Source organism: Luteimonas sp. 100069, assembly GCF_003813845.1.
GTDB lineage: Bacteria > Pseudomonadota > Gammaproteobacteria > Xanthomonadales > Xanthomonadaceae > Luteimonas > Luteimonas chenhongjianii.
Genome location: NZ_RPFN01000004.1, coordinates 345764 through 360536, shown reverse-complemented (window position 1 = coordinate 360536; position 14773 = coordinate 345764). Strand labels below are relative to the sequence as shown.

Genomic DNA, 14773 nt, shown 5'->3' with positions numbered 1-14773 from the left:
GTCTGACAATGATGCAGTTCGTATTCGTACCCCTGCTGCGACGGCTCGTGGCCGCGGGCCTGCTCTGCGCTGTCGTCCCCGCCTGGGCGGCGCTGGAGCCTGGCACCGCCACGGCAATGGACGTCGAGCACTCGGAGATCGGCTTCAGCCTGCGCACCCGGTGGGGCCAGCAACTGGTCGGCCGGTTCGGCGACTGGCAGGGAGAGATCGCGGTGTTGCCGGATGGTCGCCACCAGGTGCGGCTGGCCCTCGCCGCCGACAGCGTGGAGATCGTCGGCAGCCGCGTCTACACCCGCATTACCCGTGGCCCGGGCGTGTTCGACGTCAAGCGGTTTCCGCAGATCCTCTTCGTCTCCGATCCGTATCCCGCCGCGCTGGCGCGCGAGGGTGGCGAGATGACCGGCGTGCTGAGCATCCGTGGCGTCCAGCGCCGCGAGGCCTTCCGTATCGCCGCCTCGGAATGCGAGCGCCCGGCCTTCGATTGCGACGTGACCGGGACGGGTGATGTCCGCCGCAGCCAGTACGCGATGGACCGGTGGGACTATGCGCTCGCCGACCAGGTGCGTTTCAGCCTGCGGATCCGGGCCCTGGATCAGCGCTGATGCATGTCCTGACCCGCGCCGCCGTGCTGGCCCTGACGCTGGCCACCGCCGCCTGCACCACGCTTTCGCCGGCCCGGCGCGACGCCGCGGCGCACATCGCGGTGGAAGCACGCTCGACCGAAGTGGTCTGCGAGCGCGCGGACGCGTGCGCGACGCCCTCGCCTCTGCGCGAACTGGGCGAACGCGCACTGGCGCGCAGCACGCCGTCCGCGCCGCAGCACTATGCGCTGCTGCTCGAATACGGCCAGGACGCGCTGCTCGCCCGCCTCGATCTGATCCGTGGCGCGCAGCGCACGATTGACCTGCAGACCTATATCTTCGACGAGGACGATTCCGGCCATCTTGTGCTCGAGGAACTGCTCGCCGCCGCGCGGCGCGGGGTCCAGGTGCGTCTGCTGGTGGACCAGCTCTCGGCGCTGCGCACGGTGGAAACACTGTCCGCGCTTGCCGGCGCCCACACCAACTTCGAAATGCGGATCTACAACCCCGTGCTCGGCCGTGCGCGCATCACCTACCCGCAGTACGCGCTGGCCGCGGCCTGTTGCTGGCGCCGGCTCAACCAGCGCATGCACAGCAAGTCCCTGCTGGTCGACGGCGTGGTCGGCATCACCGGCGGCCGCAACTACCAGGACGACTATTTCGACTGGAGCGACAGCTTCAACTTCCGCGACCGCGATGTGCTGATCGCAGGTCCGGTGGTCGAGACGATGAAGCAGAGCTTCGTCGCGTTCTGGCATGCGCCATTGAGCACGCCGGTCGAGCAGCTTGCGGATGTCGGTCGCCATCTGCTGCGCGACGGCGTGCCGCCGGTGTCGTTCCAGAACTACCAGCGCCCCGCGCGCGTGGCGGCGATGTCGGCCGACGCCGAGGACGCGGACCTGGTGCGCCAGCGTCTGGCGGACCTGGCGCTGGCGGTGGGCCCCGTCGAATTCATTGGCGACCTGCCGGGCAAGCACCGCCGTGACCGCGAGGCGGCGCAGGCCTCGATCGCCGCGACGCCGCGCCTGCGCGAGCTGATCGAATCCGCGCAGGACGAGGTGCTGTTGCAGACGCCCTATCTGGTGCTGTCGAAGCCGGCCGAGCAGATGTTCGCCGAGCTGCATGCCCGGCCCGACCCGCCGCAGGTGCTGGTGTCGACCAACAGCCTGGCCGCGACCGACTCCTTCATTACCTACGCGCTGTCCTACAAGTACAAGCGCCGGCACCTGCGCGATTTCGGCTTCCATATCTACGAGTACAAGCCGTTTCCGGAAGACGCGCCGATCGACCTGGAAGTCACCGGCGCGGTGGACATCTCGTGGAACGCCGACGGCAGCGTCAATCTGGACGAGAGCGGAACCGAAGGCGCATCGGCCACGCGCGAGGCGGTGATCGCCGCGCGACCGGCCAGCGTGGCGCCGCTGACCCGCGAGTACTCCGCGCTGCGCTACGCCGGCATCGGCGTGAACCGTCAGGTCCCGCTCAACCGCACGGGCCTGCGTATGGGACTGCATGCCAAGTCGCTGGTGGTCGACACGCGCATCGGCGTGGTCGGCACCCACAACTTCGACCCCCGCGGCGATACCTACAACACCGAGAACGCCGTCGTCATCGAGGACGCCCGTTTTGCCGAGCGCCTGGCGGCGAGCATTCGCCGCGACATGTCGCCCGCCAATGCCTGGACGATCGCGCGTCGTGATTCGCCGGCGGTGTTTTCGGGGCTGGACTATTCGATGGCGAAGGTGTCGGAGCAGCTGCCGATCTTCGACCTGTGGCCCACCCGCTACGCCACGAGTTTCGAGTTCCAGCCGGGGCCGGGCTGCCCGGAGCCGCTGCCGCCGGACGCGCCGGGCTTCCGCGCCTGTTATGCGCCGGTCGGCGACTTCCCGGAAGTGAGCCTCGGCTGGCGCAGCCTGATGACGCGGATCTTCACCGCCTTCGGCGCAGGCCTCGTCCCGATCCTCTGACCCCGCGGACCGAACGGGTGCGCCGAGCCGGCGCAGCGTCGTAGTTCGCCGCTGGCGGGCCTCCAGCAGCCCGCAACCATTGCGAATATTAATCCCGGCTGAACATTTTCAGCTGAATGCACGGGCGTGACTTACGGCATGTGGTGTTCTTCAACAGTGGTGTTGTAGTCTACCAACACACCGAAGCACACCACCCACGGAGATCGCCATGCAGACCCAGACCCTCTCGACCCGTCAGTTCGCCGCCGTCTGTGCCCGCCCGTTCGGCACCGGCTACGGCCGCAGCAGCGGCTACGCCGCGCCGCGCAGCTATACCGCAAGCACCGTGCCTGCCCGCTTCCGCGTCGCCTGACCCACTACCCATCGGAGAGCCGCCATGTCCCGCATGCACGCCATCATCAATGCCGCCGCCCACCTCGTCCCGTCCACTGCCCTGCGCCAGCCCGGCCCCGGCTACGGCCGCAGCAGCGGTTACTGCAGCCCGCGCAGCTACGCGTCGGCATCCGTCCCCGCACGTTTCCGCATCGCCTGATCACGATCGCCGATCACCGATCAACGCCGGCGCCTGAAGCGTTCCTCCGATCCTCAGGAGTTCAGCCATGTTCCGCCCCGATGCCCTGCTCCATTTCGCCCCCACGTCGCCAATGACAACCTGCCTCGCACGGCCCGCCCGCTTCCACAGCCAGGCCCGCATCGCCAACAGCGCCTTTCGCCTGGAAGGTCGCGACAGTGCAATGCCGGAACGGTTCCGGATCGTCTGAGCCGCGGCGCTCTCCGCCGCATCTGCGCGGCGATGCCCGGGTTCGCAATGCACCATTGCACCGCCTCGCTGCGCGAGCGCGCATAACCGCCTAAGCTTTCGCGTTTCTCCAGAGTCCTGGCGCATGTTCCGTAGCGACACCACGCTCGACCAGCTCAATACGATGTCCGCCGGCACCGCGATCGCGACGCTGGGCATCGTCTTTACCGAACTGGGCCCCGATTTCCTGCGCGCGACGATGCCTGTCGATGCCCGCACCCATCAGCCCTATGGCCTGCTGCACGGTGGCGCATCGGCATTGCTGGCCGAAACCCTCGGCAGCACCGCCGGCGGCCTGGCTGCACCCGACGGACACGGCGTCGTCGGTATCGAGATCAATGCCAACCATCTGCGCGGCGTCCGTGCCGGCAGCGTGACCGGGACGGCGCGCCCGCTGCATGTCGGGCGCAGTACCCAGGTCTGGGAGATCCGCATCGAAGACGTGGCCGGCAAGCTGGTCTGCATTTCACGGCTGACGCTCGCCGTCGTGCCGAAACCCTGAGTGGGCGTCGACCGTCCAGGCCCGGGTTTGGGTATCGTGCACCGATGACGTCTTCCCCCGACCACGCCGAAGCCGACGCCAGCGGCATGCCGGCGCGTGTGCTGCGTTACTGCGTGCGTGTCCCGTTGCTGATATGGCACCTCGGCGTGGATCTGCCGATCCTGCTGCTCTCGATGCTGCCGCCGATCGGACGGCGCCGCCTGCGCAGCGGCGAGCGCGTCGATCACCGGATGATCCGCTGGTGGCAGGGCGGGCTGATGCGCGTGTTCGGATTCTCGGTGCGCCGTGTAGGCACCCCGCTGCCGGGCGCGACGCTGTTCGTCGCCAACCACGTCAGCTGGATCGACATCGTGGCGCTGCACAGTCAGCGCATGGTCGGCTTCGTGGCCAAGCGGGAGATCGCCGGCTGGCCGGTGGTGGGGTGGCTGGCAGCGCGCGGCGAGACGATCTTCCACCAGCGCGGCAGCCGTGAATCGATGGGCGGCGTGCTCGACGAGATGGTCGCGCGGCTGCGCGAAGGCCGGCCGGTCGCCGTGTTCCCCGAAGGACGCACCCGCGGCGGCGACGTTGTCGGGCCGTTCCACGCCCGGATCTTCCTCGCCGCGGTCGAGGCCAATGTCCCCGTGCAGCCGGTGGCGCTGCGCTACGGCCGCGATGCGTCCGCGCAAGCGGTCGTAGCCTTCCGCGAGCACGAGTCGTTCATGGCCAATTTCCTGCGCCTGCTCGGCGAGGAGCCGCGCGAGGCCCAGGTGGTGTTTCTCGAGCCGATCCTGCCGGGCAGTTCCGACGGCCGCCGCGGCCTGGCCGAGGTCTCGCGCGAGCGCATCGTCGCCGCGCTGGAAACGCGCGCGTGAACGGGCAGCGTCCGCGCGGGATGGCGGATGCGGCCGAGGATGCGCCGGGCGACATCTACGTGCGCGGCAGTGATTACGCACCGCCGATGTGGCTGCGCAGTCCACACGTGCAGACCCTGCTGGCCAGCAGCGACCTGCGTCGTCGCCGCAGCGCGCAGACCCTGGCGGCGACCGGCGCCGTCACCACCGCGCACCTCGTCGACGGCGGCGACGGTGTGCGCCTCCAGGGCCATCACAGCGTGGTGCCGGGGATCGAGCCGCGCGGCCTTGCCCTGCTCCTGCACGGCTGGGAAGGCAGTACCGAGTCGAGCTACATGCGCCTGACCGCTGCGCAGATGCTGGGGCTCGGGTTCGAGGTGTTCCGGCTCAACTTCCGCGACCACGGCGGCACCCACCACCTCAATCCGGCGATCTTCCATTCCAACCGCATCGACGAAGTGGTGCACGCGGCGCTCGACATCGCCGCCCGCTTCGCGCCCAGGCCGATGCTCGCGGCCGGCTATTCGCTGGGCGGCAACTTCGCGCTGCGCCTGGCATTGCGCGCGCCCGCAGCCGGACTGCAGCTCGCCGGAGTGGCCGCGGTGTGCCCGGTCATCGATCCCTCGCGCACGATGCTGCACATGGAACGGGGTCACCGCCTGTACCTGCGCCATTTCGAGCGCACCTGGCGCGCATCGCTGCGCCGCAAGCGCGAGCTGTTCCCGGAGCAGCTCGCCTTCGACGACGCGACGCTCGGCCTGGGGATGCGCGAGCTGACTGACTGGCTGGTGCGGACGCACACGGATTTCGGCTCGCTCGACAACTATTTCGATGGTTATTCCATCGCCGGCAACCGGCTGTCGTCACTGCAGGTCCCGGCCGACATCCTGATGGCGGCGGACGATCCGGTGATTCCGCTGGACGCCTTCCACGACCTGACGCTGCCGGCGCATGCGCGGGTCGAGATCAGCCGCTGGGGCGGTCATTGCGGGTTCTTGCTCGACCACTCGCTCGACAGCTTCGCCGAACGCTGGGTCGCCGGCCGGCTGTCGGGCCACGCCCGCGCCGCGCAGACGTCCTCGGAACGCACGCGACTGGCGGCCGCGATCCGCGCCCGCCCCCGTTCGCCGGAAGCCTGAGCGCCGCGCGCCCGTCCGGCGCCATCCATCTGTTCCGATTGGCCGGCCCGCGCGTCGTGCTCGGGCGCGCGCCGACAAGCGCGACCGGGATCGCCGCATGCGGGCGCAGGTCTTCCGCGTCTCCGATGCGCGGACGGCGGCCGCGGCGGCGCCCCCGCTACAATGCCCGGCCTTGCCTTTGGTCGGCTTCGCGCCGGGATGTCCGCAATGTCGCAACAGATCTACCAGGCCCTGCAACGCGGCGCGAATGCCGAAGCCGCCGCACTGGCCCACCAGGCCATCGCCACCGCGCCCACCGACGTCGAGACCCTGAGCGCGGCCGCGCTGGCGTTCCGCTCGAACGGCGAGCGCGACGCCGCGCTGTCGACGATCGATGCGGCCATTGCGCAGATGCCCGACAACGCGGAACTCCATTTCCTGCGCGCGGGCATGCTGCTCGACACGCGCGACCTGGGCGGCGCGCAGGCCGCGCTCGCGCAGACCATCGCGCTCGATCCCAACCAGTACGGCGCCTATGTCGTGCAGGCGCAGATGGCGATCGGCCGCAACGACCTCGCCGAGGCCGAACGCCAGAGCAAATTGGCCGCGCGCGTCGCCCCCGAGCACCCGTGGACGCTGATGCTGGAAGGCACCGTGGCCTCGCGCCGCGGCGATCACGATCGCGCCCTGTCGCTGCTGACGGCGGCGTCGCAGCGCGCGCCCGAGGATGTGCAGGTGCTCAATGCACTGGGGTTCGCCTATCTCGCCAAGGGCCATCTCGCGTTCGCCGAGCAGGCGTTCCGGCGCATCCTGGAGAAGACCGGTCACGCGCCGCTGCGCGGGCTGCTGGCGCAGATCCTGTTCCAGCAGGGCCGCCCGGCCGAGGCCGCCGACGAGATCGCCGCGCTGATGACCGACCCGGCCCACGTTTCCCCGTCGATGCAGACCTTCGCCGGTGAGCTCGAGCTGCAGGCCCGGCGCTTCGACCGTGCCAGGCCGCTGCTGCAGGCCGCGTTCGCGGCCCACCCCGAATCACGCCGCGCCACCAACGGGCTGCTGCTGCTCTGGGAAGCGACGGACAACACCGAGGAAACCCGCGACACGCTCGACGCCGCGCTGGCACGCGATGCGCAGTGGGACCACCTGTGGCTGGCGCGCCTGGCGATGGAGAGCTTCGGCAGCGACGTCTCGCGCGAACTGATCGCGCGCTGGACCGCGGCGCGACCGGAACATGTGCCGGCGCTGCAGGCGCAGCTGGCGCTCGAGGCCGGCACCGGCGAACTCGAGGCCGCCGAAGCCACCGCGCGCAAGATCGCCGAATTGCAGCCGGGCCACGGCAATGCCAACGAATTCCTGTTCAACCGGCTGCTCGGACGTGATCCCGATGCCGCGGTCGCCTTTGCCGAAGGCCTGCTCCCGGCCGCCAGTGCGCCTGCGCGCGTGATGCTGCGCCGCTGGATCGCGATGGCGCAGGACAAGGCCGAGCGGCCTGCCGACGCCATGGCCACCTGGATGGCGCTCAATGTCGAGGCGACCGCCAACGTCGGCGCCCCGCCGGCGCCCTCGGCCGCGCCGGCCAGCTGGCCGGAGATCGGCACCGTCGAAGGCACGGTGCGGCCCACGGTGTTCCTCTACGGCCCACCCGGCGCGCAGGCGGACCGCATCGCCAATCCGCTGCAGCGCGCGCTGCCCGAATTCCGCAGCGACCGCTTCACCACGCCGATCCAGGATGCCTTCCAGGACACCACGGTGCCCGTGCGCCTGGCCGCTGGTGAATTCACCGGCGAACAGGTCGCCGACAGCTGGGTGGCGCAACTGCCCGCGCGCGGCATCGGCGATGGCGCGGTCATCGACTGGCTGCCGTTCTGGGACAACGCCTGGCTGCTGGCGCTGCGGACGCGGATGCCCCACGCACGGCTGCTGCTGGCGCTGCGCGACCCGCGCGACATGCTGCTCGACTGGCTCGCCTACGGCACGCCGCTGGCGATGAAGATCACCGATGCCGACAGCGCGGCGACCTGGCTGGCCGCGCATCTGGCGCAGCTCGCCGACCTCATCGAGCAGGACCTGTTTCCGCATACCGTCGTGCGTACCGACGCCCCGGGCGAGGATCTCGAGCGCCTGGCCTCGCGCTTTGCCGAGGCACTCGGCGTGCCGACGTTCCCGACTCCGCCGCGCGCGCTGCTCGGCCCCGACCGGATCCCGGCCGGCCGCTGGCTCGCCTATCGCGACGTACTCGCCGGCCCGATCGCGACCCTGACCCCGGTCGCGGTCCGCCTGGGCTACCGACAGGACTGACCCGCCCCGACAGGAGCCACCATGCGTATCCACAGCGACAGTTTCGAACCCGGCCGGCCGATTCCGGCGACCTATGCGGTCGGCACCAGGGATGGCTTCGGCGGCAACCGCAACCCGCACCTGGCCTGGGACGACGTGCCCGCGGGTACGCGTTCATTCGCCCTGCTGTGCATAGACCCCGACGCGCCAACGGATCCTTCGCTGGCCGGCAAGGCAGGGGTCGAGATCCCGGTCGAGCATCCGCGCGGCAGCTTTGTGCACTGGGCGGTGGTCGACCTGCCGGCCGAGCTGCGCGAGATCGCCGAGGGCAGCGCCAGCGACGGCGTGACCAAGGGCGGCAAGCGCAATCCGCCCGGGCCGGCCGGCGCCCGCCAGGGCCTCAACGACTACACCGGCTGGTTCGCAGGTGACGCGGAGCTCGGCGGCGACTGGTTCGGCTACGACGGCCCGTATCCGCCGCCCAACGACCTGCGCACGCACCGTTATTTCTTCCGGCTGTTCGCGCTCGACGTCGCCCGGCTCGATGTCCCCGAGCGCTTCACGGCGGGCGATGTGCTGCGCGCCATGCAGGGCCACGTACTGGCCGAAGCGCTGGTCTGGGGCAGCTATACCTTGCATCCGCAGGCTGCGGCGGTCTGAGGCCGCGACGCGGCGCTGACCGCTGACCGCTGGCCGCCGGCCCGCGCATGCAGTCGCGACCGGCCGGCGAGGTGGACAGGCCCTGAGCGGGTGCCCGGGTCGTTGACCGAGCCGGGCGCGGCGATGCTCGCCTTGCACCGATGGCCGCGAGGCCTGATGCCCGCATCCGCAGGCAGTCCGCCTGGGCCCGGGTCAGCCGGGCGGGCCGGAGGCTGCGGCCCCGGGGCCGAGCGTGACACGCCATGCTCCGCGGCACCGCCCTGGCGCCGCGGCCGTCACTGCGCTGCGGTCTCCGACTCCACCACCGTGTCCAGCACATAGGCCTGCGCCGGCGCGTCGACCGCCGGCGCGGGCACGTTGAAGCGCTTCACGCGCACCACGCTGCGTACGCCATCCTCGAAGTTGAAGCCCTCGATCTCCTGCAACGGCGTCCAGTCCGCATCGCCCGGCGTGCGGATGCCTTCGTCGTCGTAGCGCACCTCGCGCACCTGCAGGCAGCGTCCATCGGACGCGGGGTGCTCGCAGGCGATCCGCTCGGGCGCGACCTCGAGGAAGACCGTTTCGCCCGCGCCGCCGTAGCGCGTTGCCGCGGTCGGGGTGCCTTCGAACGTCAACACATCGCCGTTGTCGAGCGACAGCGTCAGCCGCGGCGGTGGTCCGACCGTAAGCGCGATGCGATGGGTACCGGGCAGTCGTTCAGCGATCGCCGATTCGCGCGCCGTCAGTGCCGGGTCGGCGCAGGCCATCAACGTGGAGATCACCTGGTCGACGGTGATGCGATCGTCGTCGAGGGCGACATTGCCCGCCATGTTGTTGCAGACATTGGACACCTGCACGCCACCGTCGGAGAAATCCAGCTGCAGCGCGTCCCCGCTGCCGCCGGTGAGCGCGTCGATGCCCGCCCCGGTTCCGGTCGTGGCCTCCACCAGACGCCAGTGGTAGGCCTCCAGGGCGGGGCGATGGTCGGCCGGCGCGGCATCCGGGATGGCTGCCGCTGCGTTGGATGGCGCTGTCGCGGCCGGGTCCGGCGATGACGATGGCGACCCACCGCAGGCGGCCAGCGCCAGCGGCAACAGCAGGATCAGAGGGCGGTGCATGGCGTCTCCTCGCTCGGAACGGGCGGACCAGCTTAGCGGTGCGGACGACAAGGTTCCGTTGCGCCCGGCCGGATGCGCGCCGGTCGATGTCGAGAACCGGCCTGCCGGATCGTCGTGATCACGAGACCGCCATCCCGGCGGCCAAGGAGACCCCCGATGCGTGTCGATCCCTACCTCTATTTCGATGGCGACTGCGCTGCCGCGTTCCGGTTCTATGCCGGCCTGCTCGGCTGCACCGCACCGGTACTGATGCCCTACGGCGACGATCCGACCTGCGCCGGGGGCGTTGCCGTAGCGCCCGACCGGATCATGCATGGCTGCATCGACATCGATGGCGGATTCCTGATGGGATCCGACGTGCCGCCGGGCACGCCGCTGCCACGTGCGCCACACGCCTTCGTCAGCCTGGGCGTGGACAGCGACGCCGACGCCGAGCGGATCTTCGCCGCGCTGGCCGAACGCGGCGAGATCCGCGCGCCGATGGCCGAGACCTTCTTCGCCCACCGCTTCGGCATGGTGGTCGACCGTTTCCGTACGGGCTGGATGGTGCTGCGTAGCAAGCCCTGCTGACACACATGCCCCCGCACAGGAGACCCGCAATGTTCCGTCCCCAGATCTACGTCAATCTGCCGGTCGAGGACCTCAACCGCAGCGTGCGCTTCTTCACCGCGCTGGGCTTCGCATTCGAACCGCGCTTCACCAACGAGAACGCGACCGCCATGATCATCGGCGAGGACAGTTTCGTCATGCTGCTGGTCAAGCCGTTCTTCCAGACCTTCACCAGCAGACCGCTGTGCGGGCGTGATCGCACCGGCGCGATCATCGCCCTGTCGCAGCCGGACCGCGCGAGCGTCGATGCGATCGTCGAGCAGGCCCGCGCGGCCGGCGCCACCGTACCCGGCCCGCCGGTCGACCACGGCCACATGTACCAGCACGCTTTCGAGGACCCGGACGGACAGCTGTGGGAGGTGTTTTACATGGATGCCTCCGCATTCGACGCCGGATGAGCGCCGCCCCGTGCGCGATGGAGCGCCGACCGCGACGACGCAGTGCGGCTTGCCCGGCCGCGGCTGCGGTGCTGTCATCGCCGGCGATGGACACCGCCGCCCTGCATCGCACGATCGACCGCCTGTGCCGCGAGGAGCGGCCCCGGATCATCGGCGGCCTGATGCGCCTGGTCCACGATCTCGATCTCGCCGAGGAACTGGCCCAGGACGCACTGCTCGCGGCGCTGGGACGCTGGCCGCAGACCGGCCTGCCGGATAACCCGGGCGCCTGGCTGATGACCACCGCCCGCCACCGCGGCATCGACCGCCTGCGCCGCAGCCGCCTGCTCGATGCCCGCCATGCCGAACTCGCGCGCGAGATCGAGCAGGCGCAACGCGATGCCGAAACGCGCGCCGAGGCGGCGCGCGACGATGTGATCGGTGACGACGTGCTGCGGCTGATGTTCGTGGCCTGCCATCCGGCGCTGACGATCGAATCGCAGGTCGCGCTGACCCTGCGCCTGATCGGCGGCCTGACCACCGACGAGATCGCGCGCGCGTTCCTCGTCCCCGAGGCCACGATCGCCCAGCGCATCGTCCGCGCCAAGCGCGGGATCGCGAAGGCCGGCACGCCGTTCGAGGTGCCGCGGCGTGCGGACCTGCCGGCGCGGCGCTCGGCCGTGCTGCACGTGCTCTACCTGGTGTTCAACGAAGGCTTTGCTGCAAGCAGCGGCGCGCACTGGGCACGTCCGGACCTGTGCGCCGAAGCCCTGCGGCTGGTGCGGGTGCTGGCCGGGCTGATGCCGCGCGAGCCGGAAGTCCATGCACTGGAGGCGCTGATGGCGCTGCAGGCCTCGCGCCTCGCCGCGCGCACCGATGCCCACGGTCACCCGGTGCTGCTCGCCGAGCAGGACCGCGCGCGCTGGGACCACGCGCTGATTGACGCCGGTCTCGCCGCATTGGCGCGCGCACAGGCCGTGCGCGGGCCGGCGGCGCCCGCCGCCTACGAGCTGCAGGCCGCGATTGCCGCCTGCCATGCCCTCGCGCCCGCGGCGGACGCCACCGACTGGACGCGCATCGCTGCGCTCTACGGACGCCTGCTGGCCCTGACCGGCTCACCGGTGGTCGCCCTCAACCGCGCGGTCGCGACCGGCATGGCCGCCGGCCCGGCGGCGGCGCTGCCCCTGGTCGACGCGCTCGCCGATGATCCTGCGCTCGCCAGCTACCACCTGCTGCCGGGGGTGCGCGGCGATCTGCTGGCGAAGCTCGGTCGGCATCTCGACGCGGCCGCCGCCTTCGAGCGGGCGGCGTCACTGGCGCGCAATCCGCGCGAGCGCGACTGGTTGAGTGGCCGCGCGGCGGAATGTCGCGCGCAGGCGCCTCCTTGAGACGCCCTCGTGCGACCGCGTCGGCCGGAGGCCAAGGTCCGACAGCGATGTGATCGTGGGCCCCGCTCCCGCGGCACTGCACGGGCGCGTGTCCTCATCGATCCCGGACGGCGGCCTGGCACGCTGGCCCGACCACCAGGCCTACCGCGGCGAACTCAGTCGCGCAGATGCACCAGGACCCGGCGCGGCCAGGCGGCCAGCAATGCCCAAAGGCCACCCACGCCCGCGACCCAGGTCGCGACCGGCAGACCGATGAAACTCGGGCCGCCGGCTTCAAGTGCGTAGAGCACCGCGGCGACGATCAGCAGGCCGACGCCGAGGATGGCCGCGACCACGCGCTTCTGCATGCCCTGCATGGTCGCGGTCAGTGCGGCGAGATCGTCGGAGCGCATGCGCAGTTCGTGGCGGCCTTCGACCTGCTGCTTGAGCCAGCCGTGCAGCAGGCGCGGCATGTCGGGCGCCTGGGTGATCAGTTCCGGCAGGCGGTCGCGGAATTCGCGCGCCAGGCGCTGCGGGCTGTAGCGCTCGACGAGGATGCGCTCGAGCACCGGCCGCGCGACCGCCCAGATGTCGAGCTTGGGATCGAGCAGGCGACCGATGCCTTCGATGCTCAGCAGGGTCTTCTGCAGGAGGATCAGCTGCGGCTGCAGGGTCAACTGGTAGCGCTGCGCGGTGCGGAACAGTTTGCCCAGCACCTCGCCGAGCGAGATCTCCGACAGCGGCCGGGTGAAGTACGGCTCGCAGACCGAGCGCACCGCCGCTTCGAGTTCGTCGATGCGGATGTGCGAGGGCATCCAGCCGGCCTGGATGTGCAGCTCGGCGATGCGCCGATAGTCCTGGCGAAAGATCGCCATGAAGTTCTCGGCGAGGTAGTACTGATCCTCGCGCGAGAGCTGGCCCATGATCCCGAAATCCAGCGCGATGAAGCGCGGATTGGTCTTGCGGTCGGGATCGACCCAGATGTTGCCCGCGTGCGCATCGGCATGGAAGAAGTTGTCGCGGAAGACCTGCGTGTAGAACACGCGCACGCCCTTGGCCGCGAGCGCCTTGCGGTCGATGCCCGCGGCGTCGAGCGCGACGATGTCGTCGCTGGGAATGCCGTGCACCCGCTCGAGCGTGAGCACGCGCTGGGTGGTGCGCTCCCACACGGGGGCGGGCACGTAGAGATCCTGCGAGCCGGTCCAGAAGCGCCGCAGTACGGACGCATTCGCGCCTTCGCGCTGCAGGTCGAGTTCGGCGGCCAGCGTGTTCTCGATCTCGGCCACGACTTCGCGCGGACGGATCTTGTCGGCATTGGGATGGGTGCGATCGACCAGCGCGGCGAGGTTCTTCAGCAGGGCCACGTCGGCGGCGATCTGCTTCTCGATGGTCGGCCGCAGCACCTTGACCACGACGTCGCGGCGCGGGTGGCGTTCGTCGGCGGGCAGCGTCGCCGCATGGACCTGGGCGATCGAGGCCGACGCCAGCGGTGTGGTGTCGAAGCTCTCGAAGGCCAGCGCGATCGGCAGGCCGAGCTCGCGCTCGATGATCGCCTGGGCCAGCGCGCCATCGAACGGCAGCACCCGATCCTGCAGCAGGGCGAGATCGTCGACGATGTCGGGCGGCACCAGGTCGCGGCGGGTCGAGAGGATCTGTCCGAACTTGACGAAGATCGGCCCGAGTTCCTGCAGCGCCAGACGCAGACGCGCGCCGCGCGACTGCGCGGCGATATCGGCCGAGGCGCGCGGCACGAACGGACGCGCGAGCTTGAGCCAGCGCTCGGCGGGGGTGCCGTCGAACAGGTCATCGAGGCGATAACGCAACAGCACCCGGCCGATGCGCGACGCGCGCAGCACACCTCTCATGCAGCAGGCCCGTGCTGCAGTCGTGACACGCGCGCCGACAGTCGTTCGACATCGTCGCGCAGGACATCGACATCGTCGTGGAACGCCGCCAGCTCGTCGCGGCCGAGGACATCGCGCGATTCCTCGGTGACGTATTCGACCGCGCTTTCGGTCAGCGTTCCGCCCAGATCCTTTGCCTGTCGCAGCGCCGCGGCGAACGCATTGGCCACCTGCACGCCGATCACGTCCCCGAACACGGCGACGAAGGGCTGCTGCCAGTCGGGATCGAAACTGCCCGCCAGCTTCTGCAGGCGACGCGCGAGTTCGGCGTCACCGGAAACGCGCACCTTGCCGATCGGCGGGGCATCGTCCCGGCGCAGGAATGGCAGCTGCGACAACATGCCGGCGAGCGTGGTCCGCACGGCGAGATCGGGCTCGAGCGCCGCGTCGACCGGGCCGACGCACAATCTCTCGCCTTCGACCCGCAGTTCAAGGGCAAGCGGCGGGGAGGCGAGCGTCAACGCGATGCGCTGGCCATGCAGGCCGATCAATGCCGCACGTGTGTCGGCATCGAGTGCGAGCGCCCGGTTGAGCGCGGTTTCCAGCGCACGTCCGGCAATCGGCTTGAGCATCGCGAAAGGAGAAGGGAGTCCGGCCATGGCCGCATTGTAGCGTCGGGCCGGCGAGCCCAGATGCGCCGGCCGGTACGGCGCGCGCAAAAGAAAACGCCCGCCAGAAGGCG

The 14773-nt window shown here is 70.4% G+C and carries 16 protein-coding genes; 13 read left to right on the top strand and 3 right to left on the bottom strand.

The features are described from left to right. Positions 1-11 precede the first annotated feature (11 nt). The 10 genes from EGK76_RS10650 (at position 12) to EGK76_RS10620 (ending at position 8737) form a co-directional block, all read left to right on the top strand. Complete coding sequence (locus EGK76_RS10650; RefSeq protein ID WP_158613487.1) at positions 12-602, top strand: YceI family protein; 591 nt, start codon at positions 12-14, stop codon at positions 600-602. Further along, a complete protein-coding gene (locus EGK76_RS10645) occupies positions 602-2548 on the top strand; it encodes a phospholipase D family protein (protein WP_096296740.1) in 1947 nt (648 codons plus the stop codon). Before EGK76_RS10650 ends, EGK76_RS10645 begins: the two co-directional genes overlap by 1 nt. 208 nt (positions 2549-2756) lie before the next feature. Then, on the top strand, positions 2757-2900 hold the full coding sequence (locus EGK76_RS15420) for a hypothetical protein (protein ID WP_157745211.1): 144 nt from the start codon (positions 2757-2759) through the stop codon (positions 2898-2900). Between the two features lie 24 nt (positions 2901-2924). Further along, positions 2925-3080: a hypothetical protein gene (locus tag EGK76_RS15415; protein WP_157745213.1), complete on the top strand. Its 156-nt coding sequence runs from the start codon at positions 2925-2927 to the stop codon at positions 3078-3080. Between the two features lie 67 nt (positions 3081-3147). Next, positions 3148-3309: a hypothetical protein gene (locus tag EGK76_RS15410; protein WP_158613486.1), complete on the top strand. Its 162-nt coding sequence runs from the start codon at positions 3148-3150 to the stop codon at positions 3307-3309. Between the two features lie 123 nt (positions 3310-3432). Then, complete coding sequence (locus tag EGK76_RS10640) at positions 3433-3849, top strand: hotdog fold thioesterase (RefSeq protein WP_096296741.1); 417 nt, start codon at positions 3433-3435, stop codon at positions 3847-3849. Positions 3850-3893: 44 nt separating this feature from the next. Continuing rightward, positions 3894-4703 (top strand): lysophospholipid acyltransferase family protein, encoded by an 810-nt coding sequence (locus tag EGK76_RS10635; protein ID WP_096296742.1) that lies wholly within the window; start codon positions 3894-3896, stop codon positions 4701-4703. Positions 4704-4762: 59 nt separating this feature from the next. Next, positions 4763-5821, top strand: coding sequence for an alpha/beta fold hydrolase (locus tag EGK76_RS10630; RefSeq protein ID WP_096300183.1), 1059 nt, complete (start codon positions 4763-4765; stop codon positions 5819-5821). Between the two features lie 207 nt (positions 5822-6028). Then, on the top strand, positions 6029-8098 hold the full coding sequence (locus EGK76_RS10625) for a tetratricopeptide repeat protein (RefSeq protein WP_158613485.1): 2070 nt from the start codon (positions 6029-6031) through the stop codon (positions 8096-8098). 21 nt (positions 8099-8119) lie between these two features. After that, positions 8120-8737: a YbhB/YbcL family Raf kinase inhibitor-like protein gene (locus EGK76_RS10620; RefSeq protein ID WP_123832582.1), complete on the top strand. Its 618-nt coding sequence runs from the start codon at positions 8120-8122 to the stop codon at positions 8735-8737. 275 nt (positions 8738-9012) lie between these two features. On the opposite strand, the gene EGK76_RS10615 is transcribed toward EGK76_RS10620, so the two are convergent. After that, entirely contained in the window at positions 9013-9834 is an 822-nt protein-coding gene (locus EGK76_RS10615; protein ID WP_123832581.1) for an META and DUF4377 domain-containing protein, read from the bottom strand. Positions 9835-9990: 156 nt separating this feature from the next. Between EGK76_RS10615 and EGK76_RS10610 the strand changes: the two genes are divergently transcribed. From EGK76_RS10610 to EGK76_RS10600, 3 genes are all read left to right on the top strand, one after another. Then, positions 9991-10404 carry a VOC family protein gene (locus EGK76_RS10610; RefSeq protein WP_123832580.1) on the top strand — a complete coding sequence of 138 codons (414 nt, stop codon included), beginning with the start codon at positions 9991-9993 and terminating at the stop codon, positions 10402-10404. A 29-nt stretch (positions 10405-10433) separates the two neighbouring features. Further along, positions 10434-10841, top strand: coding sequence for a VOC family protein (locus EGK76_RS10605; protein WP_123832579.1), 408 nt, complete (start codon positions 10434-10436; stop codon positions 10839-10841). 86 nt (positions 10842-10927) lie between these two features. Beyond that, on the top strand, positions 10928-12208 hold the full coding sequence (locus EGK76_RS10600; protein ID WP_123832578.1) for a sigma-70 family RNA polymerase sigma factor: 1281 nt from the start codon (positions 10928-10930) through the stop codon (positions 12206-12208). Between the two features lie 155 nt (positions 12209-12363). Here the strand turns inward: EGK76_RS10600 and ubiB are convergent, their stop codons facing one another. Beyond that, complete coding sequence (ubiB, locus tag EGK76_RS10595) at positions 12364-14052, bottom strand: ubiquinone biosynthesis regulatory protein kinase UbiB (RefSeq protein WP_123832577.1); 1689 nt, start codon at positions 14050-14052, stop codon at positions 12364-12366. Next, positions 14049-14690: an SCP2 sterol-binding domain-containing protein gene (locus EGK76_RS10590; RefSeq protein WP_096300185.1), complete on the bottom strand. Its 642-nt coding sequence runs from the start codon at positions 14688-14690 to the stop codon at positions 14049-14051. The genes ubiB and EGK76_RS10590 overlap by 4 nt, the downstream gene beginning before the upstream one ends. Positions 14691-14773: the final 83 nt, after the last annotated feature.

Coding starts and splice junctions, on each gene's coding strand:
- EGK76_RS10650 (WP_158613487.1), top strand. CDS start 12: ATGCAGTTCGTATTCGTACCCCTGCTGCGACGGCTCGTGGCCGCGGGC.
- EGK76_RS10645 (WP_096296740.1), top strand. CDS start 602: ATGCATGTCCTGACCCGCGCCGCCGTGCTGGCCCTGACGCTGGCCACC.
- EGK76_RS15420 (WP_157745211.1), top strand. CDS start 2,757: ATGCAGACCCAGACCCTCTCGACCCGTCAGTTCGCCGCCGTCTGTGCC.
- EGK76_RS15415 (WP_157745213.1), top strand. CDS start 2,925: ATGTCCCGCATGCACGCCATCATCAATGCCGCCGCCCACCTCGTCCCG.
- EGK76_RS15410 (WP_158613486.1), top strand. CDS start 3,148: ATGTTCCGCCCCGATGCCCTGCTCCATTTCGCCCCCACGTCGCCAATG.
- EGK76_RS10640 (WP_096296741.1), top strand. CDS start 3,433: ATGTTCCGTAGCGACACCACGCTCGACCAGCTCAATACGATGTCCGCC.
- EGK76_RS10635 (WP_096296742.1), top strand. CDS start 3,894: ATGACGTCTTCCCCCGACCACGCCGAAGCCGACGCCAGCGGCATGCCG.
- EGK76_RS10625 (WP_158613485.1), top strand. CDS start 6,029: ATGTCGCAACAGATCTACCAGGCCCTGCAACGCGGCGCGAATGCCGAA.
- EGK76_RS10620 (WP_123832582.1), top strand. CDS start 8,120: ATGCGTATCCACAGCGACAGTTTCGAACCCGGCCGGCCGATTCCGGCG.
- EGK76_RS10615 (WP_123832581.1), bottom strand. CDS start 9,834: ATGCACCGCCCTCTGATCCTGCTGTTGCCGCTGGCGCTGGCCGCCTGC.
- EGK76_RS10610 (WP_123832580.1), top strand. CDS start 9,991: ATGCGTGTCGATCCCTACCTCTATTTCGATGGCGACTGCGCTGCCGCG.
- EGK76_RS10605 (WP_123832579.1), top strand. CDS start 10,434: ATGTTCCGTCCCCAGATCTACGTCAATCTGCCGGTCGAGGACCTCAAC.
- EGK76_RS10600 (WP_123832578.1), top strand. CDS start 10,928: ATGGACACCGCCGCCCTGCATCGCACGATCGACCGCCTGTGCCGCGAG.
- ubiB (WP_123832577.1), bottom strand. CDS start 14,052: ATGAGAGGTGTGCTGCGCGCGTCGCGCATCGGCCGGGTGCTGTTGCGT.
- EGK76_RS10590 (WP_096300185.1), bottom strand. CDS start 14,690: ATGGCCGGACTCCCTTCTCCTTTCGCGATGCTCAAGCCGATTGCCGGA.